At 74.0% G+C, this 25237-nt stretch carries 20 protein-coding genes; 9 read left to right on the plus strand and 11 right to left on the minus strand.

Translation table 11 applies throughout. The features are described from left to right. Positions 1-119: 119 nt before the first annotated feature. The 6 genes from eboE to pcaB all read left to right on the plus strand — a co-directional run bounded on the left by eboE (position 120) and on the right by pcaB (position 9662). Positions 120-1289 carry a metabolite traffic protein EboE gene (gene eboE, locus ACIF6F_RS31655; protein WP_399954772.1) on the plus strand — a complete coding sequence of 390 codons (1170 nt, stop codon included), beginning with the start codon at positions 120-122 and terminating at the stop codon, positions 1287-1289. Next, the gene (locus ACIF6F_RS31660) at positions 1286-2788 is read left to right on the plus strand and encodes a nucleotide pyrophosphatase/phosphodiesterase family protein (RefSeq protein ID WP_399954775.1); all 1503 of its coding nucleotides are present in this window, start codon (positions 1286-1288) and stop codon (positions 2786-2788) included. The genes eboE and ACIF6F_RS31660 overlap by 4 nt, the downstream gene beginning before the upstream one ends. 81 nt (positions 2789-2869) lie before the next feature. Continuing rightward, positions 2870-4348: an FAD-dependent monooxygenase gene (locus ACIF6F_RS31665; RefSeq protein WP_399954778.1), complete on the plus strand. Its 1479-nt coding sequence runs from the start codon at positions 2870-2872 to the stop codon at positions 4346-4348. A gap of 49 nt (positions 4349-4397) precedes the next feature. Next, entirely contained in the window at positions 4398-5870 is a 1473-nt protein-coding gene (locus tag ACIF6F_RS31670) for an FAD-dependent monooxygenase (RefSeq protein WP_399954781.1), read from the plus strand. Positions 5871-6195: 325 nt separating this feature from the next. Further along, positions 6196-8223, plus strand: coding sequence for an FAD/NAD(P)-binding protein (locus ACIF6F_RS31675; protein WP_399954785.1), 2028 nt, complete (start codon positions 6196-6198; stop codon positions 8221-8223). Further along, the gene (gene pcaB / locus ACIF6F_RS31680; protein WP_399954788.1) at positions 8220-9662 is read left to right on the plus strand and encodes a 3-carboxy-cis,cis-muconate cycloisomerase; all 1443 of its coding nucleotides are present in this window, start codon (positions 8220-8222) and stop codon (positions 9660-9662) included. The genes ACIF6F_RS31675 and pcaB overlap by 4 nt, the downstream gene beginning before the upstream one ends. Positions 9663-9732: 70 nt before the next feature. On the opposite strand, the gene ACIF6F_RS31685 is transcribed toward pcaB, so the two are convergent. From ACIF6F_RS31685 to ACIF6F_RS31715, 7 genes are all read right to left on the minus strand, one after another. Beyond that, positions 9733-10632 (minus strand): response regulator transcription factor, encoded by a 900-nt coding sequence (locus tag ACIF6F_RS31685; protein ID WP_399954791.1) that lies wholly within the window; start codon positions 10630-10632, stop codon positions 9733-9735. A gap of 143 nt (positions 10633-10775) precedes the next feature. Then, a complete protein-coding gene (locus ACIF6F_RS31690) occupies positions 10776-11819 on the minus strand; it encodes a C45 family autoproteolytic acyltransferase/hydolase (RefSeq protein WP_399954794.1) in 1044 nt (347 codons plus the stop codon). Continuing rightward, a complete protein-coding gene (locus tag ACIF6F_RS31695; protein ID WP_399954797.1) occupies positions 11816-12424 on the minus strand; it encodes a GNAT family N-acetyltransferase in 609 nt (202 codons plus the stop codon). Before ACIF6F_RS31695 ends, ACIF6F_RS31690 begins: the two co-directional genes overlap by 4 nt. Positions 12425-12506: 82 nt before the next feature. Then, positions 12507-13793 carry an adenylosuccinate lyase gene (gene purB / locus ACIF6F_RS31700; protein ID WP_399954800.1) on the minus strand — a complete coding sequence of 429 codons (1287 nt, stop codon included), beginning with the start codon at positions 13791-13793 and terminating at the stop codon, positions 12507-12509. An 88-nt stretch (positions 13794-13881) separates the two neighbouring features. Continuing rightward, positions 13882-15426, minus strand: a complete 1545-nt coding sequence (locus tag ACIF6F_RS31705) for a glutamine synthetase (RefSeq protein ID WP_399954803.1) — start codon at positions 15424-15426, stop codon at positions 13882-13884. A gap of 35 nt (positions 15427-15461) precedes the next feature. Then, the gene (locus ACIF6F_RS31710; protein ID WP_399954806.1) at positions 15462-17405 is read right to left on the minus strand and encodes a hypothetical protein; all 1944 of its coding nucleotides are present in this window, start codon (positions 17403-17405) and stop codon (positions 15462-15464) included. After that, on the minus strand, positions 17402-17689 hold the full coding sequence (locus ACIF6F_RS31715) for an ATP-binding protein (protein WP_399954808.1): 288 nt from the start codon (positions 17687-17689) through the stop codon (positions 17402-17404). The genes ACIF6F_RS31710 and ACIF6F_RS31715 overlap by 4 nt, the downstream gene beginning before the upstream one ends. A gap of 319 nt (positions 17690-18008) precedes the next feature. Between ACIF6F_RS31715 and ACIF6F_RS31720 the strand changes: the two genes are divergently transcribed. After that, positions 18009-18863, plus strand: a complete 855-nt coding sequence (locus ACIF6F_RS31720) for a helix-turn-helix domain-containing protein (protein WP_399954811.1) — start codon at positions 18009-18011, stop codon at positions 18861-18863. A gap of 21 nt (positions 18864-18884) precedes the next feature. Here the strand turns inward: ACIF6F_RS31720 and ACIF6F_RS31725 are convergent, their stop codons facing one another. After that, the gene (locus tag ACIF6F_RS31725; protein ID WP_399954814.1) at positions 18885-20081 is read right to left on the minus strand and encodes a ParB N-terminal domain-containing protein; all 1197 of its coding nucleotides are present in this window, start codon (positions 20079-20081) and stop codon (positions 18885-18887) included. A gap of 291 nt (positions 20082-20372) precedes the next feature. Between ACIF6F_RS31725 and ACIF6F_RS31730 the strand changes: the two genes are divergently transcribed. After that, on the plus strand, positions 20373-21095 hold the full coding sequence (locus ACIF6F_RS31730) for a gamma-glutamyl-gamma-aminobutyrate hydrolase family protein (protein ID WP_399954817.1): 723 nt from the start codon (positions 20373-20375) through the stop codon (positions 21093-21095). Between the two features lie 9 nt (positions 21096-21104). On the opposite strand, the gene ACIF6F_RS31735 is transcribed toward ACIF6F_RS31730, so the two are convergent. Beyond that, positions 21105-21539, minus strand: a complete 435-nt coding sequence (locus tag ACIF6F_RS31735) for a YdeI/OmpD-associated family protein (RefSeq protein WP_399954820.1) — start codon at positions 21537-21539, stop codon at positions 21105-21107. Positions 21540-21644: 105 nt separating this feature from the next. After that, entirely contained in the window at positions 21645-22058 is a 414-nt protein-coding gene (locus ACIF6F_RS31740; RefSeq protein WP_399954823.1) for a VOC family protein, read from the minus strand. A 284-nt stretch (positions 22059-22342) separates the two neighbouring features. Here ACIF6F_RS31740 and ACIF6F_RS31745 point away from each other — a divergent pair, with 284 nt between their 5' ends. Beyond that, entirely contained in the window at positions 22343-23884 is a 1542-nt protein-coding gene (locus ACIF6F_RS31745) for an alpha/beta fold hydrolase (RefSeq protein WP_399954826.1), read from the plus strand. Between the two features lie 53 nt (positions 23885-23937). Here the strand turns inward: ACIF6F_RS31745 and ACIF6F_RS31750 are convergent, their stop codons facing one another. Beyond that, a complete protein-coding gene (locus ACIF6F_RS31750) occupies positions 23938-25176 on the minus strand; it encodes an MFS transporter (protein WP_399954829.1) in 1239 nt (412 codons plus the stop codon). Positions 25177-25237 lie beyond the last annotated feature (61 nt).

Here is a 25237-nt window from a genome sequence, read left to right on the forward strand (position 1 = left end):
GGCCCCTGCGGGAGCCGCGGGAGCCCCCACTGCCGCGCCGCCGCGCGAGGCGGCCGGGTCCGCCCACGGCCGCCCCGCCCCCGGCCGCCCCGCCCCCGTCCGGGCCCGGGTGTAGCCCCATGCGCTTCCGCCACCACGACGGCACCACCGTCCACCTCGCGTACTGCACCAACGTGCACCCCGCCGAGACCCTCGACGGGGTCCTCGCCCAGCTGAGCGCGTACTGCGAGCCGGTACGCCACCGGCTGGGCCGGGAGCGGCTCGGCATCGGGCTGTGGCTGGCCGTGGACGCCGCCCGCACCCTCGACGCCGATCCCCGCGCCCTCGCCGACCTGCGCGCCGAGCTCGACCGCCGGGGCCTGGAGGTCGTCACCCTCAACGGCTTCCCGTACCAGGGCTTCGGGGCCGAGCGGGTCAAGTACCGCGTCTACCACCCCGACTGGGCCCACGCCGACCGGTACGCGTACACCCTCGCCCTCGCCCGGATCCTGGCCGCCCTGCTGCCGGAGGACGCCGAGGAGGGCACCGTCTCCACCCTCCCGCTGGCCTGGCACACCGTGTACGACGACGAGCGCGCGGCCCGTGCCCGGGCGGCCCTGACCGAGCTGGGCCACCGCCTCGACGACCTCGCCGAGGCCACCGGCCGCTCCGTGCGCATCGCCCTGGAGCCCGAACCCGGCTGCGCCGTCGAGACCACCGCCGACGCCATCGCGCCGCTGCGCGCCATCGGCCACGACCGGATCGGCGTCTGCGTCGACACCTGCCACCTGGCCACCTCCTTCGAGGAGCCGGGCCCCGCGCTCGCGGCCCTGGCCGCCGCCGGCGTCCCGGTCGTCAAGAGCCAGCTGTCGGCCGCCCTGCACGCCGAGCGCCCCGGCCGGCCCGAGGTGCGCCAGGCCCTCGCGGGCTTCGACGAGCCCCGGTTCCTGCACCAGACCCGCACCCGCGCGGGCGGCGGGCTGTGGGGATGCGACGACCTCGGCCCCGCCCTGGCCGGCGGGGTGCTGCCCGAGACCGGGCCCTGGCGCGCCCACTTCCACGTACCGCTGCACGCGGCCCCCGCCGCACCCCTGACCGCCACCCTGCCCGTCCTGGACGAGGCGCTGGAGCACCTGGTCGGCGGCAAGCGACCGCTGACCCGGCACCTGGAGGTGGAGACCTACACCTGGGAGGCCCTGCCGCCCGCGCTGCGCCCGCGCACCCCGGACGACCTCGCCGACGGCATCGCCGCCGAACTCACCCTCGCCCGCGACCTGCTGACGGCCCACGGCCTGAAGGAGCTGCCATGACCACCGCCCCCGCCGCCCCGGCGGCCGCCGGCACGCCGACGGCCCCCGCGCCCGGGCGGCCCGTCCCGCTCCTCGTCCTGGACGTCGTCGGCCTCACGCCCCGCCTGCTGGCGCACATGCCCCACCTCGCCGGCCTCGCCGCGGGCGGCTCCCGGGCGGCCCTCTCCACCGTGCTGCCCGCGGTGACCTGCTCCGTCCAGGCCACGCTCCTGACCGGCACCACGCCCGCCGAGCACGGCATCGTCGGCAACGGCTGGTACTTCCGCGAGCTCGGCGAGGTGCTGCTGTGGCGGCAGAGCCACCGGCTCATCGAGGGGGAGCGGGTCTGGGACGCCGCCCGCCGCCGCCACCCCGGCTACACCGTCGCCAACATCTGCTGGTGGTACGCGATGGGCGCCGAGGTGGACTGGACCGTCACGCCCCGCCCCGTCTACTACGCCGACGGCCGCAAGGAACCCGACTGCTACACCCGCCCCGCCGCCCTGCACGGTGAACTGACCGAGCGCCTGGGCACCTTCCCCCTCTTCACCTACTGGGGGCCCGGTGCCGGCCTGCCCTCCTCCCAGTGGATCATCGACGCCACCCGGCACGTCATGGCCACCCGCGAGCCCGACCTCACGCTCGCCTACCTGCCCCACCTGGACTACGACCTCCAGCGCTTCGGCCCCGACGACCCGCGCTCCCACCGCGCCGCAGCGGACCTCGACGCCGCCTTGGCGCCGCTGCTGGCCGACGCCCGCGCGCAGGGCCGCACCGTGGTCGCCCTCTCCGAGTACGGCATCACGAACGCCCGCCGCCCCGTCGACGTCAACCGGGCGCTGCGCCGGGCCGGCCTCCTGGAGGTGCACACCCAGGACGGCATGGAGTACCTCGACCCGCACGCCTCGCGCGCCTTCGCCGTCGCCGACCACCAGATCGCCCACGTCTACGTGCGCCGCCCCGGGGACCTGCCCGCCGTCCGCGAGGCCCTCGCCGGACTGCCGGGCCTGGCGCGGCTGCTCGACGAGGAGGGCAAGCGCGCCCACGGCCTGGACCACCCCCGCTCCGGGGAACTCGTCGCACTCGCCGAGCCCGACGCCTGGTTCACGTACTACTACTGGCTCGACGACGACCGTGCCCCCGACTTCGCCCGGCTCGTCGACATCCACCGCAAGCCCGGCTACGACCCCGCCGAGCTGTTCATGGACCCCGAGGACCCGTACGTACGCCTGACCGCCGCCACGGCGCTGGCGCGCAAGAAGCTCGGCATGCGCTACCGCATGGCCGTGGTGCCGCTGGACCCCGCACCGGTGCGCGGCAGCCACGGCCTGCCGCCCGCCGACCCCGCCGACGGGCCGGTGCTGCTGTGCTCCGCCCCCGGCGCCGTCGCCGGCACGGTGGCGGCCACCGACGTCAAGGCACTGCTGCTCGACCTCGCCTCGGCGGGCACGGCACCCGGCGCGCACCCCGCACGGGCGGCCGCCGCGCGCGGTGAGGGGCGGACCTCAAGGATCGCTTGAGCGATCCTGCGGTCCCGCTGCACCGCCCTTCGACCCCCCTGGTCTTCCCTGGTGATCAATCGTCTGTATGGAGGAATCGAAATGGCAAAGAGCGCGATCATCGTGGGCGCCGGGCCGGTCGGTCTGATGCTCGCGGGTGAGCTGCGGCTCGGCGGCGCGGACGTCGTCGTCTACGACAAGCTGCCCGCCCCCAGCGGCGAGTCGCGCGGCCTCGGATTCACCAGCCGTACCGCGGAGGTCTTCGACCAGCGCGGACTGCTCGGCCGGCTCGGCGACATCCGCTGGGGCAAGCAGGGCCACTACGGCGGCATCCGCATCGACTTCTCCCTCCTGGACGAGAGCCACTTCGGCGTCATGGGCCTGGCCCAGTCCGTCACCGAGGACATGCTCGGCCGCTGGGTCGAGGAACTCGGCGTCGAGGTCCGCCGCGGCCACCAGCTGACCACCCTGACCGAGACCGAGGACGGCGTGGTCCTCGGCTTCCAGGGCCCCGACGGCTACACCGAGGCCACCGCCACGTACGTGGTCGGCTGCGACGGCGGCAAGTCCACCGTGCGCACCCTGGCCGAGATCGACTTCCCCGGCGACGAGGCCACCCGCGGCATGTACCTGGCCGACGTCGTCGGCGCGGACGTGCGCATGCGGCCCATCGGCGAGCGCATCGAGGGCGGCGGCATGGTCCTGTCCGTCACCCTGGAGCCGGGTGTGGACCGCATCGTCATCCACGAGGCCGGCGTCCGCCCGCACCACGGCGAGGGCGAGCTGGAGTTCTCGGAGCTCGCCGACGCCTGGCAGCGCCTGACCGGCGAGGACATCCACGGCGCCTCCGCCTCCTGGATGTGCGCCCTCACCAACGCCACAGGCCTGGCCACCCAGTACCGCAAGGGCCGCGTCTTCCTGGCCGGCGACTCCGCCCACGACCACGCCCCGCTCGGCGCCCAGGGCGTCAGCGTCGGCCTCCAGGACGCCGTCAACCTCGGCTGGAAGCTCGCCGCCGTGCTCGGGGACCGCGCCCCCGAGTCCCTGCTCGACACCTACCACGCGGAGCGCCACCCGATCGGCGAGCAGCTGATGCGCGACGTGCACTCCATGTCGCTGCTGTACCTCGCCGGCGAGGAGATGGAGCCGCTGCGCGCCGTCGTGCGCGAGCTCGTCACCCTGCCCGAGGCCGCCAGGCGGCTCGCGGGCCGCGTCTCCGGCCTGCACATCAAGTACGACCTGGGCGACGGGGACCACCCCTCCCTCGGCATGCGCCTGGCCCCGCACCGGGCCGTCGAGCGCGCCGACGGCACCCGCACGAAGGTCGCCGAACTGCTGCACGCCGCCCGCGGCGTGCTCATCGTCACGGACGGGGACGGCGCCCCGGCCGAGCTCGCCGCCCGCTGGGCCGACCGCGTGGACGTCGTCACCGGCACCTGGGCCGACCAGGAGGCCGGCCACCAGGACGCCCCGCGGGCCGTGCTGGTCCGCCCCGACGGCTACATCGCCTGGGCGGCGCCGGACGGCGGCGACCTCGAAGCCGCCCTCACCCGTTGGTTCGGAGCGCCCGCGGCCGCCTGACGCCCGCCGCACGACACCCCCGGCCCCACCCGCAGTTGAGGAGTAGGACATGGCAAAGGGCGCGATCATCGTAGGCGCCGGGCCGGTCGGGCTGATGCTCGCCGGCGAACTGAAACTGGGCGGCGTGGACGTCGTCGTCTTCGAGAAGCTCCCCGCCCCCAGCGGCGAGTCCCGCGGCGTGGGCTTCACCCGCCGCGCGGCCGAGGTCTTCGACCAGCGCGGCCTGCTGGAGCGCTTCGGCGACGTCGAATGGGCCCAGGGCCACTTCGGCGGGGTCCACATCGACTTCTCCAAGCTGGACGACAACCACTTCAGCGTCCGTGGCATCCCGCAGTACCGCACCGAGGAGATCCTCGAGGGCTGGCTGACGGAGCTGGGCGTCGAGATCCGCCGCGAGCACGAGGTGCTCGGCTTCCGCGAGACCGAGGACGGCGTCGTCGTCGAGTACGAGGGCCCCGCCGGCCACGGCGAGGAGAGCGCGGGCTACCTGATCGGCTGTGACGGCGCCCGGAGCATCGTCCGCCGCCTCGCCGGCATCGACTTCCCCGGCTGGGAGCCCACCCGCGGGATGTACATGGCCGACATCGTCGGGGCGGACATCCGCCAGCGCCCCATCGGCGAGCGCGTGCCCGGCGGCATGGTGATGGCCTTCAACCTGGAGGACGGCGTCCACCGGATCGTCATCCACAACGAGTCGCTGCGCCCGCCGGAGGACAAGAGCGGCCTGACGTTCGAGACCATCGCCGACGCCTGGCAGGACATGACCGGCGAGCGCCTGCACGACGCACAGGTCCGCTGGATCAGCTCCTTCACCGACACCACCCGCCAGGCCGCCCAGTACCGCAAGGGCCGGATCTTCCTGGCCGGCGACGCCACCCACATCCACATGCCGGCCGGCGCGCAGGGCATGAGCGTGGGCGTGCAGGACGCGGTGAACCTCGGCTGGAAGCTCGCGGCCGCCGTCAACGGCTGGGCTCCCGAGGGCCTGCTCGACACCTTCCAGTCCGAGCGGCACCCGGTCGGGGAACTGCTCATGCGCAACACCCGCGCCCAGACCAAGCTCTACCTCTCCGGCGAGGAGATGGAGCCGCTGCGCGCGGTCATGCAGGAACTCGTCCAGGACGTCGCGGTGGCCCGCCACCTGGCCGGCCAGGTCTCCGGCCTCGACGTCCGCTACGACATGGGCCCCGGCAGCCACCCGCGGCTCGGCCTGCGGCTGCGCCCCGACACCCCGGTCAAGCTCACCGACGGCAGCCCCGCCACCGTGCGGGACCTGCTCAAGCCGGCCCGCGGCGTGCTGTTCGTGACGCCCGCGGCAGCCGACTCCGACGCGCTGCGCGCCACCGCCGCGCGCTGGGCCGGGCGGGTGGACACCGTCACCGGCGACTGGGCCGAGGGCGAGGGGGACGCGCCGGACGCGCCGCACGCGCTGCTGGTCCGCCCCGACGGCTACATCGCCTGGGCCGCCCCCGACGAGGCCGGCCTCCAGGACGCGCTGGAGCGGTGGTTCGGCACCGCCTGAGCCGTCCCGCGCCTCCGCCGGACCTTCCGGCCCGAAAGCACCCCTCGCGCCACGCGAGGGGTGCTTCGGCGTGTCACGGGGCCGGTACGCGGAGGCATGGACGCGGACGCATGGCGCCGTACGCGTTCCCGACCGGCCCGGAAGGCACCCGAAACCGGTCCAGGACGGGTCTTCCACCCATATCCGAGCCCTGGTTGAGCGGCGGGACCGACCGTTGGCCGACACCACCCTGACCCCCGGGGAGCAGGCCGGACCGGCACACCGGCGGGGCCGACGCGGCGGCGCCGCGGTCCGGCCGTCCCCCGTCCCCTGAGCGGAGTGCTTTGTGAGCAGCGGACGTTTGGAAGTGTGCCTCGTCGGCGCCGGACCTCGCGGGCTGTCCGTCCTGGAACGGCTCTGTGCGCAGGAGCGCAAGTCCCCCCGCTGGGACCGGCTGACCGTGCACGTCGTGGAACCGGATCCGCCGGGCTCCGGCCGGGTCTGGCGCCCCTCCCAGTCCCGGCACCTCCTGATGAACACCGTCGCCTGTCAGGTCACGGTCTACACCGACGCCAGCGTGGCCATCGAGGGGCCGCTGGAGGAGGGCCCGAGCCTGTACCAGTGGGCCAAGGCGCTGGGCCCCAGCGCGCTGACACCCGGGGCGGGCACCCCGTACGACGACGAGACCCTCGCCGAGGCGCGGGACCTGGGGCCGGACACGTACCCCACCCGCGCCCTGTACGGCCAGTACCTGACCTGGGTGTTCGGCCGGGTGACCGCCAGCGCGGCCGCGCACACCACGGTCCGCGTGCACGCCTCGCGCGCCGTGGCCCTGGAGGACGAGGAGCCCGGCGCGGGTCCCGGCGGGGCGCAGACCGTGCTTCTGGAGGACGGCACCCGGCTGACGGGCCTGGGCGCCGTGGTCCTCGCGCAGGGCCACGTGCAGGTCCGGCCGACCGACACGGAGCGGGAGTTCGCCGCGTACGCCGCCCGGCACGGGCTGACGTACATCCCGCCGAGCAACCCGGCGGACGTCGACCTGTCCGCGGTCGCCCCCGGCGAGACGGTGCTGCTGCGCGGCCTGGGCCTGAACTTCTTCGACTACATGGCGCTGTTCACCCACGCCCGCGGCGGGCTGTTCGAGCGCGTCGACGGCCGCCTGGTGTACCGCCCCTCGGGCCGCGAGCCGCGGCTGTACGCGGGCTCCCGCCGCGGCGTGCCGTACCAGGCGCGGGGCGAGAACGAGAAGGGAGCGCACGGCCGCTACCACCCGCGGCTGCTGACCACCTCCTTCGTGGCGTCCCTGCGCGCCCGGGGACGGGCCGGGGAGCCGATCCGCTTCGGCGCCGAACTGTGGCCGCTGGTCTCCAAGGAAGTGCGCACCGTCTACTACGAGACGCTGCTCGCGCAGCGCGCGGAGCCGGCCGCGGTGGCCGCCTTCGCGGAGGCGTTCCTGCGGGCGGAGGACGACGGGGCCGAGGACGTGCTGCTCACGGCGGCCGGCATCGGCGACGACGAGCGCTGGGACTGGGACACCGTCGCCCGACCCTACGGCGAGCAGGTCTTCCGGGACCTGGCCTCCTTCCGCGGCTGGCTGCGCGGCTACCTCGACGAGGACCTGCGCCGGGCCCGCGAGGGCAACGTCAGCGGCCCGTTCAAGGCGGCCCTCGACCTGCTGCGGGACCTGCGCAACGAGCTGCGCCTGGCGATCGACCACGGCGGACTCGACGCCGACTCCCACCGCGACGAGCTCGACCGCTGGTACACGCCGCTCAACGCCTACCTGTCGATCGGCCCGCCGGCCTCCCGCATCGAGGAGATGGCCGCCCTGATCGACGCGGGCGTCCTCGACGTCACCGGTCCCGGGCTGCAGGTGACCGCCGACCCTCACGACCCCGCGGGCCCGGCCTTCGTCGGCACCTCCCCCGACGTCACCGGCCTGCGGGTGCGGGCCACCGTCCTGATCGAGGCCCGGCTGCCGGAGATCGACGTACGGCGCACCGCCGATCCGCTCATGGACCGGCTGCTGAGCACCGGTCAGGCCCGGACCCACCGCATCGCCGGCGCGGACGGCTCGTCGTACGAGACCGGCGGCCTGGCCGTCTCGGAGCGCCCCTACCACCTGCTCGACGGCCAGGGGGTGCCGCACCTCCGGCGGTTCGCGTACGGGGTGCCCACCGAGGCCGTGCACTGGGTGACCGCGGCCGGCATCCGGCCGGGCGTGGGCTCGGTGACCCTGGAGGACTCCGACGCCATCGCGGCGGCGGTGCTGGCGCTGCCGGAGCCGCGCCCCGCGCTGCGCAGGTCCGGGACACCGGCGGTCGCGGCGGGCCCGGCGCTGTCCGGCAACGCGGGTGCGGGAGCGGTCGCGTGAGCCGTACCGCCGACCGCCCCGCCGGCCCGGACACGGGACTGCTGTCCCCGGTCCGGGCCGGCACCCCCGTCGAGGCCGCCGTCGCCGACGGCGCCTGGATCCAGGCGATGCTGGACGCGGAGGCAGCACTGGCCCGCGCCCAGGCGCGGTGCGGCACGGTCCCGCCCGCGGCCGCCGCCGCCATCACCGCCGCCGCCCGGGCCGCGGACTTCGACGCCAGGGAACTGGCGCTGGCCTCGCGCGAGACCGCCAATCCGGTGGTGGGCCTGGTCGCGGCGCTCACCGCGCGGGTCGCGGCCCGCGCGCCGGAGGCCGCCGAGTACGTGCACCGCGGCTCCACGAGCCAGGACGTCTTCGACACCGGCGCGATGCTGGTGGCCACCCGGGCCCTGCGGCTGATCGTCGCGGACCTCGGGGCGGTCGCCGAGGCCCTCGCCTGCCTGGCCGTCGGCCACCGGGACACGGTGATGGCCGGACGCACCCTCGCCCTGCACGCCGTACCCACCACCTTCGGGCTGAAGGCGGCGGGCTGGCGCCAGCTGGTCCTGGAATCCGCCGAGCGGCTGGAGCGGCTGGCCGACGGCGGCCTGCCGGTCTCCCTGGGAGGCGCGGCCGGCACGCTGGCCGGCTACCTCCAGTACGCGGGCGACGACGCCGACCCGGCCGCCGTCCTGGCGGAGCTGACGGCCGCCTTCGCGGACGAGACCGGCCTGGCCGCACCGGTGCTCCCCTGGCACGCGCTGCGCACGCCGGTCGCCGACCTGGGCGCGGCCCTCGCGCACACCGCCGGGGCACTGGGGAAGATCGCCGCCGACGTGCTCGTCCTGGCCCGCACCGAGATCGGGGAGGTGGCCGAGCCGGCCGTCGCCGGACGGGGCGCCTCCTCGGCGATGCCGCACAAGCGCAACCCGGTGCTGTCGACGCTGATCCGCTCCGCCGCCCTCCAGGTCCCGGCGCTGGCCGCCGTCCTCGCGCAGTGCCTGCCGCACGAGGACGAGCGGTCGGCGGGTGTCTGGCACGCCGAATGGCAGCCGCTGCGCGAGGCCCTGCGGCTGACCGGCGGGGCCGCGCACACCGCCGTGGAACTGGTCCGCGGCCTCACCGTGCACCCCGGGCGGATGGCGGCCAACCTGGAGGCCACCGGCGGGCAGCTCGTCTCCGAGCGGGTCTCCGCCGTGCTCGCCCCGCGGCTGGGCAAGGCGGCCGCGAAGGAGCTGCTGACCCGGGCGTCGCTGCGGGCGGCCGAGACCGCCCGCCCGCTGGCCGGCGTACTCGCGGAGTCCGACGCACTGCGGGATGTGCTCACACCCGCGGAGCTCACCGCATTGCTCGACCCGGCCGGCTACACCGGCACGGCCGGCCCACTGGTCGACCGCGCGCTGGCCGCGGGCCCCGGCCGGGTGCGGCCCGAACCGAAGGACCCGGGCCCAAGGCGGTGACCGGACGCGCCTCGGGCACCCCTCGCGACGCTGCGAGAGGTGCCCGAGGAGTGTGGGGAGGACGGGGAGTTCAGACGGTGCCGAGGCGGAAGCCGACGCCGCGGACGGTGACGATCCAGCCGGGGTGGCCCAGCTTGCCGCGCACACTGCTGACGTGGGTGTCCACGGTGCGGCGCGACCAGGAGTCGCCCCACACCTGCTGGAGCAGCTGCCGGCGCGGGACCACGGCGTCGGGATGCTGCGCCAGCAGGCGCAGCAGGTCGAACTCCTTGCGGGTCAGGGCGACCGGCACGCCGTCGACGGTCACCTCGCGGGAGCCCACGTCGATGTGCAGCCTGCCGTGCCGGATCTCCTGGGCCGGTCCCGCGGCGGCCGCGGACTGCCACTGGGTGCGGCGCATGACGGCCTCGATCCGGGCCATCAGCTCGCGCATCCCGAAGGGCCTGGTGACGTAGTCGTCCGCGCCCGCCTGGAGCCCGAGCACACAGTCGATCTCGGACTCGCGGGAGGTGACGATGATGAGCGGCACGCGGCTGACCGACCGGATCGCCCGGCACACCTCCAGCCCGTCCAGGTCCGGCAGTTCGAGGTCGAGCAGGACGAGGTCGGCGCTGCCGTAGGCCTGCAGGGCCGCGCCGCCGTGCGGTGCCCTGGTGCAGGTGTGGCCGTGCCGGCGCAGCTGGTGGGCCAGCCCGTCCCCGGCGTCGGCGCCCACGACCAGGATGCGCCGCCCGGAGACCGCGGGCGCGGTCCGGGGGGCGGCCCCGCCCAGTACGTCCCGCAACGACGTGTGGCCGGGGTCGCCCGGTCCGGGGACGCCGCCGAACGCGTGCTGGCCGGGGGGCCGCGAGTCGACGGGGCACGGCAGCCGCGCCCCCCGGACCAGTGCGGTGGCCCGCGGCCCGTCGTGCTCGGGGTGCGGAGTGGACGTCTGGTGCTCCAGCAGTGCCTGCGCCTGAACCTGACTCATGCCTCCCCCGGGGGGTCGTGGCGGGTCCGGACCGGTCCGGCCGCCCTCCGCGCCGACGCTAGCGGCGCGCGGTCGAGGCCTGGTGCAGCGCCGGTCCAGATGCCGCCGGGGCGCCCGCCGGTCACCGGCCGGCGCCCGCCCCCCTACACCGCGAAGACCTCGGTGGCGGCATGGTTGGGATCGCCGGCCCGCAGGTGCAGCTCGCCCTCCCCGGGCAGCATGACCACGGAGGCCACCGTCCGCTCCAGGCGGTAGATGCCGTGGTCGGGGATGCACACCGGCGGCCGGGACAGCACGGCGAAGTGCTCCTCCGGACCGGCCTGCGGGCCGAGTCCGGCCAGCCCCTTCGTCACGGCCTCCAGCCGCTCGTCGGAGTTGACCCGGTCGGGGGCCGACTGCCGGTCGTGCGGCACGAAGTCCGCGTGCAGGTAGTGGTTGGTGTGCGCGGCCTCCCGCCCGGCCGGCTCGGTCACCCGCAGCTCGGTCCCGCACAGCTCGGCGTACACCGCGCGCCGCCGGTCGCACAGCACCAGGTTGCGCGAGCTGGACAGGGTGAGCCCGGCCAGCATCTCCAGGGCCTCGTCCACGCTCCCGGCCCCGTCCAGCAGGTGGCGGATGGCCAGGTACGGGGTGAGGCCCGGCCGCCACAGGCCGTCGGTCACCAGGTTCAGCCCGATCGCCAGGCCGTCGCTGTTCATACCCAGGTAGCCGAGCAGGCCGGCGAAGCTGAGCACCGTCACGCGGCGCGGCGACCCCGCCCGGGCCAGCGACAGCACCGCGATGTGGCTGTCGACGCCCGCGTTGAGGTCCACCGTCTGCGCGAGCACCGGCCGGGCGGCCGGCCCGGTGCGCGCGTACGTCGTGCAGTCCCCGGCAGTCGGCACCCCGGTGTAGCCCATCACCTCGCGGCGCAGCTGCAGCAGCCACGCCTCGTCCTCGGAGATCCCCGCCCCGGCCGCCAGTCCCGCCACCTCGGCGGCCAGGTCGGGGACCGCCGCCGTGATCTCCGCACGGTACGCGGAGATCGACGGCAGCAGCCCCGCGAACGTCAGCGGCCGGTCGGTGAGGCGACCCAGCCGCGCCAGGCCGTCACCGAGGAAGGCGCGCAGCGGGCCGGCGAGCGCCGCCCCGTGGGCGCGGCCCAGCTCGAAGGGGGTGCCGACGGCCTGGACGTACGAGGTGCTCATGCGGAGCCGGATGCCTTCTTGGGGCCCTGGGAGAGGGCGGCGAGGACCTGCGGCCACTCGGCGCGCAGGATGCTGTAGAACACCGCGTCCCGGCGGCGGCCGCCCGGCATGTAGTTGTAGGAGCGGGCGGTGCCCTCCTCGGTGGCGCCGATGTTGCGCAGGCCCTTGCGGGCCTGGACGTTGAGCTCGTCCGTCTTGAACTCCACGCGCTCGGCCTCCAGCACCTCGAAGCAGTGCTGGAGCAGCAGCAGCTTCGCCCAGTGGTTGATGCCCTTGCCGCGGAAGTCGTGGCCCAGCCAGGAGGCCCCGATCTCCAGCCGGCGGTCCTTCTCGGCGAAGCTCAGCAGGCTCATGCTGCCCGCCACGCGGCCGCTCTTCTTGTCCCGGATCACGTAGACGGCGCGGCGGCCGGCCGCGTGCTCGGCGAGGTTCGAGTCGAAGAACGTCTCGAAGTCCGCGTCGTCGCCGACGACGACGGTGAAGTACCGCCAGATCTCGGGGTCCATGGCGACCGCGCGGATGTCCTCGCGGTCGGGCGCGCAGAGCGGGGTCAGCAGGACGTGCTCGTTCTCCAGGTGGGTGGAGACCTTCTCGGACCAGCTCATGGGGGAACTCCTGTGGGCGAGTAGCGAAGGGGGAAGGTCAGTGTGGACGGCCGGGGGAGACCGTTCCAAGATCAGACGGTGCTCACTCAGCCAGCTCGCGAAGCTTCTCCAACCGGCTGTGCACCACGCCGTGGTTGACGAGGAAGTCCTCGGGCTTCCGCGGGCTGCTCTCGACGCCCTCCTCGGCCAGGGCCTCGCCGAAGTTCTGCCCGTACTCCGCGGTCCGCTTGGCCGCGGCCTGCACCGCCCGGTACGCCTGGTCGCGCTCGACGCCCGCCTCCAGCAGCTCCACCAGCACCGACGACGAGCACACCAGCCCGTGGGTGGCGGCGATCGACTCCCGCATGCGGTCCGGGTCGATCCGCAGGTTCTCCAGCAGCTCCGTGGCCTTGACCGTCTGGAAGTGCGCCACGGTCAGCGCGTCCGGCAGCAGCACCTTCTCGACCGCCTGGTGGGCCAGGTCCCGCTCGTGCCACAGCGCCACGTTCTCCAGCGCCGTGTTGGCGTACCCGCGCAGCAGCCGCGCCAGCCCGCACAGCAGCTCGCTGCCGGTCGGGTTGGCCTTGTGGGGCATGGCGCTGGAGCCCTGGTACGCCTCCACGCGCTGCTCCTCCACCTCGCGCACCTCGGTGCGCTGGAGCAGCCGCAGTTCCAGTGCGATCTGCTCGATGCAGGCGCCCAGCGCGGCCACCGCCTGGAGCAGCTGCGCGTGCCGGTCGCGGGCCACGACCTGGCTGGGGGACTGCTCCACGCCCAGGCCCAGCTGCTCGCACACGTACTCCTCCACGGCCGGGTCGATGAGCGAGTACGTGCCCACCGCGCCGGATACGGTGCCCACCGCGACGGCCTCGCGGGCGGCCGCCAGCCGCTGGAGGGACCGCTCGATGGCGAACGCGAAGCCGCCCAGCTTGTGGCCGAACGTGGTGGGTTCGGCGTGCACGCCGTGGGTGCGGCCCACCGTGACGGTGTCCCAGTGCTCGAAGGCCCGCTCGACCAGTACCGCGCGCAGCCGCTGCACCGCGGCGGCCAGGACGTCCGAGGCCTGCGCCAGCGTGAAGCCGAGGGCCGTGTCGACCAGGTCGTAGCTGGTCATGCCCAGGTGGACCCAGCGGGCCGACGACTCCGGCATCTGCTCCGTGTAGGCCGTCAGGAACGAGATCACCTCGTGGTCGCGTTCCTTCTGGATCTCCACGACCCGGGACGGCAGCGGGGCCCTGGCCGCTCGCATGTCGTCGAGGACCTCGGCCGGTACGCGGCCCAGCCGCACCTGTGCCTCGGTCGCGAGGATCTCCACGCGGACGTAGGTCTCGTACCGGTGCTCGTCCGAGAAGAGGTGCGCCATCTCGGGCAGGGTGAAACGAGGAATCATGGGACAGCCTTCGGTGGTGGTGGTCGGTGGGGCGGCGGACGGTGGGGGCCGGCGGTGCGCCCGCCCCGCGGGATCCGGGTGCGGGGCGTCAGAAGGCCGCGAAGTACTCGCGCTGCTCCCATGCGGTGACCTGGCCCGGCACCGGCGCGGCCGTCAGGGCCCACTCCTCGTACCGGCGCACCTCGCTCTCCTTGAGCCTGGTCAGACAGGCGGCCAGCGGGTCGCCCAGCAGCCGGGCGGCCCGGCCCGCGGTGAAGGCCTCCAGCGCCTCGCGCAGCGACTGGGGCACGATGTCGCGGCCGGGCTCCCGCACCGCGGCACCGGCCGCACCGGCACCCGGCCCGGCCGCGCCCTCCCCGCCCGCCGGACCCTCCAGGGACTCCAGGCCCTCCAGGCCCGCGAACAGCTGGGCGGCGATGTTCAGGTACGGGTTCGCGCTCGGCTCGCCGATGCGGTTCTCGATGTGCGCGCCTGCCCCCGAGCCGACCACGCGCAGCATGGCCGTGCGCGACTCCAGGCTCAGGCCCACCCGGGTCGGGGACAGGGCGTGCTGCGTGCCCAGGCGCTGGTAGCCGTTGACCGTGGGCACCGACAGCAGGAACAGGTCGCGCAGCCAGTCCTGCAGGCCCTCGGCGTACGCCTTGCTCGTGGGGGAGAGCCCCACCGAGAGGCCCTCGGCGCTGAAGACGTTGCGGCCGGTCGCGGTCTCCAGGACGGACTGGTTCAGGTGCCAGCCGCTCGGGTCCGCGCCGGCGATCGCAGGCTGCGACATGAACGACGCGTGCAGGCCCCGGGCCGCGCACCAGCGCTTGGTGAAGACGCGGAAGAACAGCATCGCGTCCGCCGTGTCCAGCGCCGACATGGGGTCGAACGTGGTCTCCACCTGCCCCGGGCCCATCTCGTGCTCCATCGACCGCACCGGCAGCCCCAGGCCCAGCAGGGCGAGGGCCAGCGGGTCGGTGACCGGGGCGACCGTGTCGTACGCGGCGTCCAGGTTGAACTGGTAGCCGGCGTTCATCGCGGCCACCCGCGGGGCCGGGCCCTGCAGGCCGAAGCCGTTGCCCTCGTTGCCCGGATCGTCGTCCAGGCGGCGCGCCAGGTACCACTCGACCTCCAGGCCGAGTACGGGAGTCAGCCCGCGGCCGGCGTAGCGGTCCAGCACCCGGTGCAGCACGTGCCGCGAGGACAGCGGGTGGGGGCGGCCGTCGCGCAGGTACTCGTCGCCGATCACCCAGGCCGTGCGCGCCCCCTCGCCGGGCAGCACCAGGAAGGTCAGCGGGTCGGGCACCAGCACGAAGTTGCCCAGGCCGGCGATCTCGTCGACGCCGATGCCGTGCTCGCCCCGGTAGTCCACCGCGGTGGTGCAGGCGGTGTCCTTCAGGAACGGACCGGGGCTGTAGTTCATGCCGTTGCGCAGCACCCCGCGGAAGGTCCGGGCGGTCAGCGTCTTGGAGCGCACCAGGCCGTGCGGGTCGCCCCACACCAGGCGGACGAGGTCGACGTCGTCCAGCCCCGCCTCGATGCGCTCGGCGGCCGCCAGCCGGGCGTCGTCCCACAGCCCGTGGTCGGCGACGAACGCGTGGCTGCCGACGCTGCCCTCCGCTGCGGGGGTCGACCATGACCTGGAATACATGACGGGGAGGGTCCTTTCGTCAGGGGGGCGGCTCGTCAGACGGTCGACAGGGGTCCGACCCGGGGCCGGGCCGGCTCCGGGCCGGCCGCCTCGACCGGGGTGCCGGTGACGGTCCGCCAGTGCCAGCCGGAGTCGAAGGCCGTCACCTCGGCCTGCTCGCCCTGCTCGGCGAGCACCGCCGCCTGCTGCGTCATCCGGGCGATGAAGGCGGCCACCTGGTGCGCCGCGAGCATCTCCTGCTCGGTGTACGGCTCGCCGTCGGCGCGGACGATGCGCAGGTCCATGAACCCGTTGAAGGGGCGTCCGCACACCTCGACCGCGTGGGGGCTGCGGATCGTGAACCGCACCATGTTGTTGACGTGCCCGTGGTGGTGCTGGTCGGAGAAGTGGGCGATGTCGGGGATGGTGGGCGGCACGAAGTGGTCGCGCTCCAGGACCTTCTCGGTCCGCGGCAGGTTGCCGGCGATGAAGTGCCAGGAGTTGTACTGCATGCGCGAGGACATCGCCCAGGCGGTGTCGGCGAGCGTGGCGAGCGAGTCGCCGTAGTGCCGCCGGGCCTCCTGCGCGGGGACCACGCAGCAGAAGAAGTCGGTGATGCCCCAGGTGGTGATCTCGTCCCAGGACTCGGCGCGCAGCGCGCGGACCAGCTCCGGCAGCGACCGGATGCCGCGGCTCATCGCGAAGTCGGCCGAGAACGCGGCGGTGGTCGCGGCGACCGCCTCGTACACGACCGCCTCCAGACCGGTGCCGAACTCGCCGTACGGCCGGGCCAGCCAGGCCGTGTCGGTGCCGTCCGCGAGCCGCAGCTCGGCCAGCCGGTCGCCGGTCACGGGCAGCGTGGCGCGCAGGTGTTCGGTGACCTGCCGGTCCCGGTCCGCGGCCACCTCGCCGTACGGGGCCGCGACCTTCTCCACCTTGTGGATCAGGGCGCCGTGGATCTCGCGGTACAGCTGGACGGTGCGGGCCACCTCGGGGCGGTGCAGGCCGAGCGCCGTGGCCAGGGCCATCAGCGCGTCGATGCCGGCGTCGGGCCCGGCCGCGGGGATCCGCTCCTCGCCCAGGGCGTCGTTGTAGTTGCGGCGGGTGCGCTCCAGCAGGCGGCCCACGTTGTCCGGGGTGAGCTGCGAGCCGTTGGCCTCCTCGATGCGGCCGTACCCGGCCGAGCGGATGAGCAGGGTGATGCCCACGACCAGCAGGGCGTCGTGGTCCGACCACAGCTCCAGCGGCAGGCCGGTCAGGCTGCCGAACACGCAGTCCGGGTGGCCCGGCCACAGCGTCTTGCCCACGACCGTGTTGGTGTCGCGGAAGTTCGTGTACTGCCTGTCCTCGACGTAGAGCATGAACGGGGCGGTGCGCTGCGCGGCCTCGGTCAGCTGCGCCAGCAGCGCCTTGCGCCCCTCGTCGCCCTGCTCCGCGAGCCAGCGGCGGCTGTCGGCCGCGTGGCGGTCGAACCGCTCCTGAGCCGCCGTCACCTCGCGCCGGTACTCGTCCAGGTGCCGCTGCGTCCACGGCACCCGCAGCACACCGGCGACCAGCGTGTGCTGCTTGGCGAGCGGCTGCTGGGAGGGGACGCGGACGACGACCCGGCCGCCGGTGGTCAGGCCGATCTCGCCGAGGAACGCGGTGCGCTCCGCGGGGTCGGCGACGGCCCCGGCCGGCTCCCGGCCGTCCAGGGACAGGCCGGCGACGACCTTCAGCGCGGCGGCGTCCGCGGTGCGCAGACCGCCCGCCTGGACCTCCGCCGGCACGTGTCCGTCGAGGGTGAGCAGGGTGTCCAGGGCCGCGTGCAGGTCGGGCGCGGCCGAGGCCTTGCGCCACACCCGGGCCAGCAGCCCGGGGAACCCGGCGTCCTCCTCGCGCACCCGGTCCGGCTTGGGCGTGGCGCCGGCCGCCAGGCCCAGGCGGCTGGGCCGCCGGCTCTGGCGCTTGCGGGCGTTGGCGGCGCGGCGGGAGCCGTCGCGGTCTACGGGCGCGGTCATGAGGCACCTTCCCCGGTGAGTGCGATGTGGCTCCACATCGCGTCGTCGGTGGGCGTCCAGTCCTCGTCGACGTAGATGCAGTCGACCGGGCACTCCAGGACGCAGACGGGGCAGCCCGAGCACAGCTCGGGGATGATCACGACGTCGAGTCCGCGGTCGAAGATCGCGCCGAACTTCTCCGGACAGCTGCGCAGGCAGGTGTCGCAGGTGATGCACTCGGACTTCTCGATGCGGCGTGGGGGCTTGGTCCAGTTGGCCGCGCGGCTGCGCGTGGCGATCCTCATGGCTCGGTCGGACGTGGCATCCGACGGAGCGTTGTTTTCCACGGGCATGGGACCCCTTAGACGTCGTGTCGATGACGGCTCGAACGGACGCTCCGAGCATCCGGGGTTCCTCTCGACCAACTCCTGAACCGGGGTCGGGGCGTAGTGGAGCGCCCGTGCCCGCGGCGGCGGGCCCGCCCGCGCACCGCGGCGTGCGGTGCGGGGTGCCGCGGTCCGGTGGCGTGCCCGGAATGTCGGCTCCGGATCCCTAGTGCCGCTCAAGCTGAGCGCGATGCGGGCACCTCAGGCTGCTGGCCGGTCTACACGTAGCGAGGTGCGTATGGATACGGCTGTGGAACGGGCGATCGCGTGTATTCGGGAGCATTACGGTGAGCCCCTGGCCCTGGCGCGGATCGCGGAGAGCGCCCTGCTCAGCCGGTTCTACTTCGCGCGGCTGTTCAAGGAGGAGACCGGGCTGACCCCCGGCAGGTTCCTGGCGGCGGTCCGCATCCACGAGGCGAAGCGGCTGATCGAGACCACCTCGATGAGCATCACGGACGTGTCCTGCGCGGTCGGTTACAGCAGTCTCGGCTCGTTCACCAACTGCTTCACGGCCGGCGTCGGGGTGTCGCCCGGCCGGTTCCGCCGGCTGGCGCGGGACGGCGGGGCGGGGCTGCCGGTACCGGTGCCGGAGCCCGAGCCGTGGTCGGGACGGGGCACGGTCGGCGGGACGATCAGCCTGCCCGCGGGCCAGGGCAACGCCCGGGTGTTCCTGGGCGCGTTCGCCACGCCCGTCGTCCAGCACCCGTGCGTCGCCTCCGCCGTCTTCGACGTACCGAGCGGCCGGCCGTCCTGCTACTCCCTGAAGGACGTCCCCGAGGGGACCTGGCACCTGCTCGCGGTGGCGGTGGCCGACGGCCCCGGGCCCGCCGGTGCGGCCCACCGGACCCCGCTGGTCGGCGGGCGGGGCGTGCTGCCCGTGACGGTGACCGCCGACGGCGTCACGAGCGCGGCGGTGCGGCTGCGCCCGGAGCGGCGGACCGATCCGCCGGTCCTGCTGGCGCTGCCCGAACTCGTGCCCCCGGCCACCTTCGTACCGCCGCCCGGATGCCCCTCCACCGCGCTCCACGGCACCGAAGGACGGCGCCCGGCCGCGGGCCGGCTCCGGCTGGTGCCCGCGGCACCGGTGCCGTGACGGGAGCGCCCGCGGGCCGGGTCACGGCATCAGGTCCTGCTTGGTCTTGAGCCGCTCGGCGAGCTGGCTCCACTCCGCGCCGATGCGCTCGGCGATCGGGGCGATGACGCCGAGCCAGTGGGCCGGGACCGCGTCGACCAGCTCCCGCCAGCCCTCGTCGGGCTCGGTGGCGTGCAGCTGCATCCAGCGGAGGAACTCCCGGCCGCCGGCGGTGTAGCGGATGGCGGGATCGGTCGCCATCTTCGCCGCCACCGTCGTCCAGGCCGGCACCTCCTCGGTACGGTTCCTGCGCTGCGGCGTGCCGTTCACGGCCGGTGCCACGCGCAGCGGGACCCGGGCCGCGCCACCGGGCTGCGCGCCGCCGGGCGCTGCCGGGAGGGCCCGCGACGGTTCCCCGGCCGGCCGCGCGGGATCCACGGAGGGGACGGGCGGGACGGACCTCAGGGGCCCCGGCGCCGCGTCGGGCGTCCGACGGCCGCTGCGCTCGGGGCTTTCGCCGCGCCGCAGCCGGGCGCTCACGTCGTGGACCGTGCCGAGCGACACGTCGGTCTCCCTGGCCACCTGGCGGAGCGGGGCGTTCGGGTGCGCGGCGATGTACTCGGCGGCCCGCCGCCGGCCCTCGCCCGGACCCACCGGACGCCGCCGGCCGTCCCGGCCGATGCGCTTGCCGTCGAGCGGCGTGCCCTCCGCCGGCTTCTCGCGCATCGAGGCGATCGTCTTCGCGCTCAGTCCGGTGATGCCGGCGACGGCACGGTCGGACCAGTCGGGGTGGGAACGCAGGACGCGCTGGGCCCCGGAGACGCGGTCGGCCTTCGACAGCGGCAGTCCGTGCGTGCCGTTCGCCTTCATGGCGATGACGAGCGCCTCGGAGTTCGAGCAGTCGACCAGGCGGGCCTTGATGGTGCTGTCACCGCGCAGCCTGGCGGCCTCCAGGCGGTGCAGGCCGTCGATGACGCGGTAGCCGTCGATCTGGACCAGGATGGGCGGCAGCTCCGTGGAGCCGGCCGCGTCGACGAGGTGCTGGACGTGCGCGGCGTCCATGCCGCTCTGGCGCAGCGGAGCGCCCGCCGAGAGGGCGCCGACGGGGACGTCGCGGGCCGGAATCTGCTCGAAGTGCTTCAGGTCGAATTCGCTGCGGCCCGACGCGTCGACGGTCTCCGTGCTGACGGAGCCGAACGCGTTCGTGATCAAGATGGCCTGGGCACTGCTCGGAGCCATTCCTTCACTTCCTCTCTGCTGCCGCTGCCGACGAGCGTCGCAGGAGGGGCTCCAGCAGCAGTCGAGGGGGGATTGACGTTCCCTGGAAATGCGCTGTAGGGGCCTCCTTCTGTGGTACCAGGAAAGCCGCCCCGTTCAGTAGGTGCAGGTCCGCCGGGTTCTGAACCATGGCCGCCGCTTCGCGCACACGGTTACGTTGGCCGTGCCGGCCGTTCGTGGCGGCGGTTGTTTCATCTGCCCAATTTCCTCAGTTGAACCCGGAAATCCGTGAAGGTGGTTATGGAATCGGTCATGAATGGTTCGGCGAGCACGGGGCGGCCGGTGATCGGGATCTGTGCGCGGACCGCGCCGGTCACGTTCCAGGGCAGCGACATGGTCGTCAGCTTCGCGCTCCAGGCCCACCTGGGCTTCCTGGCCGCGGCGGGCTGCACGCCCCTGCTGCTGCCGCTGCTGCCCGGCGTCGAGGCCCTGGCGGACCGGATCGACGGCCTGCTGATCCCCGGCGGCCCCGACCTGGACCCCACGCTGTACGGCGAGGAGCCGCACCCCGGCACCTGGGCGGCGACCCCGGACGCCGACCGCGTCGAGCTGGGCCTGATCCGGGCGGCACTCGACGCCGAGCTGCCCGTACTCGCCATCTGCCGCGGCATGCAGCTGCTCAACGTGCTGCACGGGGGCTCGCTCCACCAGCACCTGCCCGAGGTCACCGGCCACGACGGCCACCGCCCGGACACGCCGTCCTTCACCCTCGGCTCGCAGCCGCTGAAGCTGGAGCCGGGCAGCCGGATCGCCGCCGTCCTCGACGAGGACGAGCCGGTGACGGCCTGTCACCACCACCAGGCCGTCAACCGGCTGGGCACCGGCCTCACCGCCACCGGCTGGGCGGCGGACGGGACCGTCGAGGCCATCGAGGTCACGGACCACCCCTTCGCCGTCGGAGTGCAGTGGGAGGCGGGGTTCACGCCCGACCGGCGGCTTCACCAGGCACTCGTGAGCGCCGCCGGACGGCGCTGAACCCGGGCGTCAGCCCCGCAGCGTGGCGATGGCCTTCTCGATGCGCCGCTGCCGCGTCTCCGGCAGCTTCGCGCTCTCGATGGCGCGCACGTGCTCGCGCTTGCGGCTCTGCGTGAGGTTGTCGAAGGCGGCGCGGGCGGCCGGCTCGGCGTCCAGGGCCTGCGTGAAGTCCTCGGGCTCGACCACGACGCGCGGCTCGGTGTCGAGCTCCAGCTCGACCTCGATCTCCTCGCCGATCTCGACCTCCGAGGCCCGCCGGTTGGCGTGGCTGAGGCCGATCAGGTGGCGCCCGCGCAGGTAGGCGACCCGGCTCTTCCAGGAATGCCCGTTGATCGTGATCGTCACCGGCGGCCGTGAGCCCTCGCCGAGCGCTTCCACCACCTCGGGCGGAACCAGCAGCCCCCGCATGGGCTCGGGCGGTTCCACGACGGACCGAAACTTCAAGGTCTTCTCCTGTTCATCCTGCCGGGTTCACCACGGATCCCGGCCGTCCGGGACGGAAGCGGCACGCGCCCGCCGTCCCGGACGGCTCCGGGACGATGGCCGCGGCTATTCGGCGTACGGCTGGTCTTCGCCCTGGGCGCTGTAGCCGAGGCTCCAGATATAGCCCTCCGGGTCGGCGAACGTCCCGCCGTACCCGCCCCACGGCAGCGCTCCGGCGGGCTTGAGCACCTTGGCGCCGGCGTTCTGGGCCTCCGCCATGACCTCGTCGACCCGCGCCTCGCTGCGGACGACGTAGGTCAGCACCAGGCCGCTGAAGCCGCTGCCCTCCTGGTCGGTGCCCACCTGGTCGGCCAGGCCCTCGCGGCCGTAGAAGCCGACGGGCGAGGCGCCGTCCGATTCGAAGAACACCGAGATGCCGTAGTCGTTCTTGATCTTCCAGCCGAGCCCCTCGGTGTAGAACCGCTTGGCCCGGTCCATGTCCCGGACACCAAGAAGGATCGAGCTGACGTGCGCTTTCATGCCTTGCTCCTCGAACTGTGGGTGATGCGTGCCGAAGGCCCTCGCTCAGCAGGCTAGGGGCGGCCCCGTGAGCCGCGCTTCTCGATTCCTGATCGATCCGGACCGCACCCCCGACGCGCCTCGCCCCGTCAGCCGGTCCTCCGGATTCCAGCCGCATTCCGGCGAAATTACCGGAATGGAGCTTATCGGTTCGTGTCGACTCCAGCAGGTTTTGAGCCAATTTCGACCTTTGCCGAAGAGCCCCTTGCCACCCTGTGACCGCCGTGCATTCAGAAGGGGAATCCATGAAAAAGCTCGCACTGGTCACTGCGGTGATCGTGACCGGCCTGTCGCTCCCGGCCGTCACCCCCGTGGCAGTGGCCGAAGAGGCTGCCGCGCCGGCCGCCGGAACGATCGCCTGGGCGCCGTGTCCCGACGCCGACCCGAACCTCGGCGCGTTGCTCAAGGGCCTGGAGTGCGGCTCGCTGGAGGTCCCGCTGGACCACGCCCAGCCCGACGGCCAGAAGATCAAGCTGGCGCTGACCCGCGCCAGGCACACGGTCCCCGACGACCAGTACAAGGGCGTCGTGCTGCTGCACCGCGGCCAGTGGCCCGGCCCGATCAGCCGCGACATGCCGACCCGGTACGCCAAGGGCACGAGCGGGCTGGCGAAGGACGTCGGCCCCGCCTACGACTGGATCGGCATGGACCCGCGCGGCGTCGGGGCCAGCGAGCCGTCGATCGTGTGCGACGCGTCCTACATCAACCCGCTGCTGCCCGACCCGGTGCCGAAGACGGCGGCGGACGAGCAGGCGTCCGTGGCCCGTGCCCAGGCGTACGCCAAGAGCTGCGGCGACAAGTACGGCGACACGCTCAACCACTTCACCACCAAGGACTCCGCGCGCGACCTCGACCGCATACGCATCGCGCTGGGCCAGGAGCAGATCAGCTACTACGGCATCGACTGGGGCGCCTACCTCGGCTCGGTCTACGCGTCGATGTACCCGGCCCGGGTGAAGCGCATGGTGCTCGACAGCGTGCCCAGCCCCAGCGGCGTGGGCTACCAGAACCAGATGGCCAAGAACTTCACGGCCGAGCACAGCGGCGGGCTCTTCTTCGCCTGGGTCGCCAAGTACGACTCCGTCTACCACCTGGGCACGACCGCGGAAGAGGTCGAGGACAAGTACTACGCGGCCCTGGAGACCCTCCGTACGACGCCCGTCGACGGCAGGATCGGACCGGGTGAGTGGACGAACGTCTTCGAGCAGGTCGTCTACCGCAGCTGGACCTGGGTGAGCCGCGCGAAGATCTTCTCCGACTTCGTGGTGCGCGGTGACGCGACGGCGCTCCGGGCCGACTCCCCGACTCCGGGCTTCCCGCAGCAGAACCGTGTCGCCATGACCAGCGCCGTCAACTGCTCCGAAGGCCCGTGGCCGAAGAACTGGAACGTCTGGAGCGCCACCCTGGCCGGCCAGTACGCCGCCGGGAACAAGCTCCTGACCTGGAGCAACGCCTGGTACAGCGCGCCGTGCGCCTTCTGGCCGGCGCAGTCGCAGGCCCCGGCCCAGGTGGGCAACAGCAGCGTCAACATCCTGCTGGTGCAGCCCCAGTACGACCCCTCGCACGGGATGTTCGGCGCCCTCGACATGCGCGTCCGGTTCCCCAACTCCCGTCTCATCGTGGAGCTGGGCGGCCACAACCTCGGCTCGACGCTGACGGCCAACAACAACGCCTGCCTCAACACGTACGCCAGTGACTACTTCCGGGACGGCACCCGTCCCACCTCGTGGTGGGGCATCGACGCCACCTGCCAGGCGGCCGCGGACCCGGTGCCGCCGACCACCTGATCCTCCGTCGCAGCGGGCCCCGCACGGTCACCGTGCGGGGCCCGCCGCATGCCTCAGCGCGTCGCGGAGACCGGCCGTTGGGCTTCGGCCTGCGCGGCCTGCTCCGTCTGTTGGGCCTGCTCCGTCTGTTCGGCCGGCCCCTTCTGTTCGGCCTGCTTCGCCCGCCAGGACCGCCGGGTGTCCGCGGTCGCGGCGGTCACCAGGACCGTGACGCCGGCGACCACGAAGGCCGCGGCCAGCGGGCCGGCGAGGTCGGACAGCGCGCCGATGACGAGGATGGACACCGCCACGCCCGAGGGCAGCAGCGTCGCCCGCAGCGTCACCACCGACGGGAGCTCCTCGTCGGACGCCGAGGCCAGCAGCTTGTTGTTGTAGTGGACGAACGCCACCTCGAACAGCACCAGGAACAGCGCGTACAGCACGATCGTCGGCACCGTCCGGCCGACCGCCACCGCCGCCAGCAGGGGCACCAGGGGCACCAGCACCCACGTGGTCGAGGGCACGTGGGCGAGGTACCGCTGGGCCGGCAGGGCGGCGAGCGAGCCGGCGAAGACGGCGACCGCCGACACCGCGACGAAGATGCCCACCAGGCGGGTTCCGCCACCCAGCACGTGGAGCGGGATCACGGTCACGGCCACCGTGTGGAACCCCTGCCAGAAGGCCACCAGGAGGAACCGGGCGAAGAGCCTGCGCAGTACGGGGTCCTGGACGCGCAGCCGTGCGCCGGTCCCGGAATCCGCGCCGCTCTTCGCGCCGGCCGAGGATCCCCCGGGGGCCGACGGAAGGGCCCAGGCGAGGAGCGCCGAGACCGCCAGCGTCGCGGCGTTCACGGCGATCAGGCCCCGCAGCGACAGGACCGACGAGAGCGGTCCGGCCAGCGCCGCCCCGACGCTGACACCGGTCAGCTTGCAGATCTCGGCGACGGTGTTGGCCTGGTCAAGCCGTTCCGACGGGACTATGTTGCGCAGTACGACCGACGTGGCCGAGCGGGTGACCGCCTCGAAGAACCCGCGGGCGACCACGAGCGAAGCGGCCACCGCGAGCAGCGCCCCGCCCGGTGCCAGCAGCGCGGCCACGGTCACCGCCAGGCTCGCCGCCTCGGCCAGCCGGACGAGGACTTCCGGGGGACGCCTGGTGAGCAGCCGGTTGAGCGGGGCGGCCAGCAGCAGCGCGGGGAGCCACGGCGCGCTGAGCACCGCTCCGGCGAGCAGTCCCGACCCGGTCGTCGAGCCCACGTGCGTGGACAGCGCCACGAGGACCAGGAAATTGCCGCAGGTATTGACGAACAGCAATGCGGGCGTGAAATGCGGCGAGCGAATCCTCGCCAAATAAGATGTCATCGGCTCATCCTCC

Origin of the sequence: Streptomyces sp. NPDC086023 (genome assembly GCF_044540325.1) — a bacterium.
Lineage (GTDB): Bacteria > Actinomycetota > Actinomycetes > Streptomycetales > Streptomycetaceae > Streptomyces.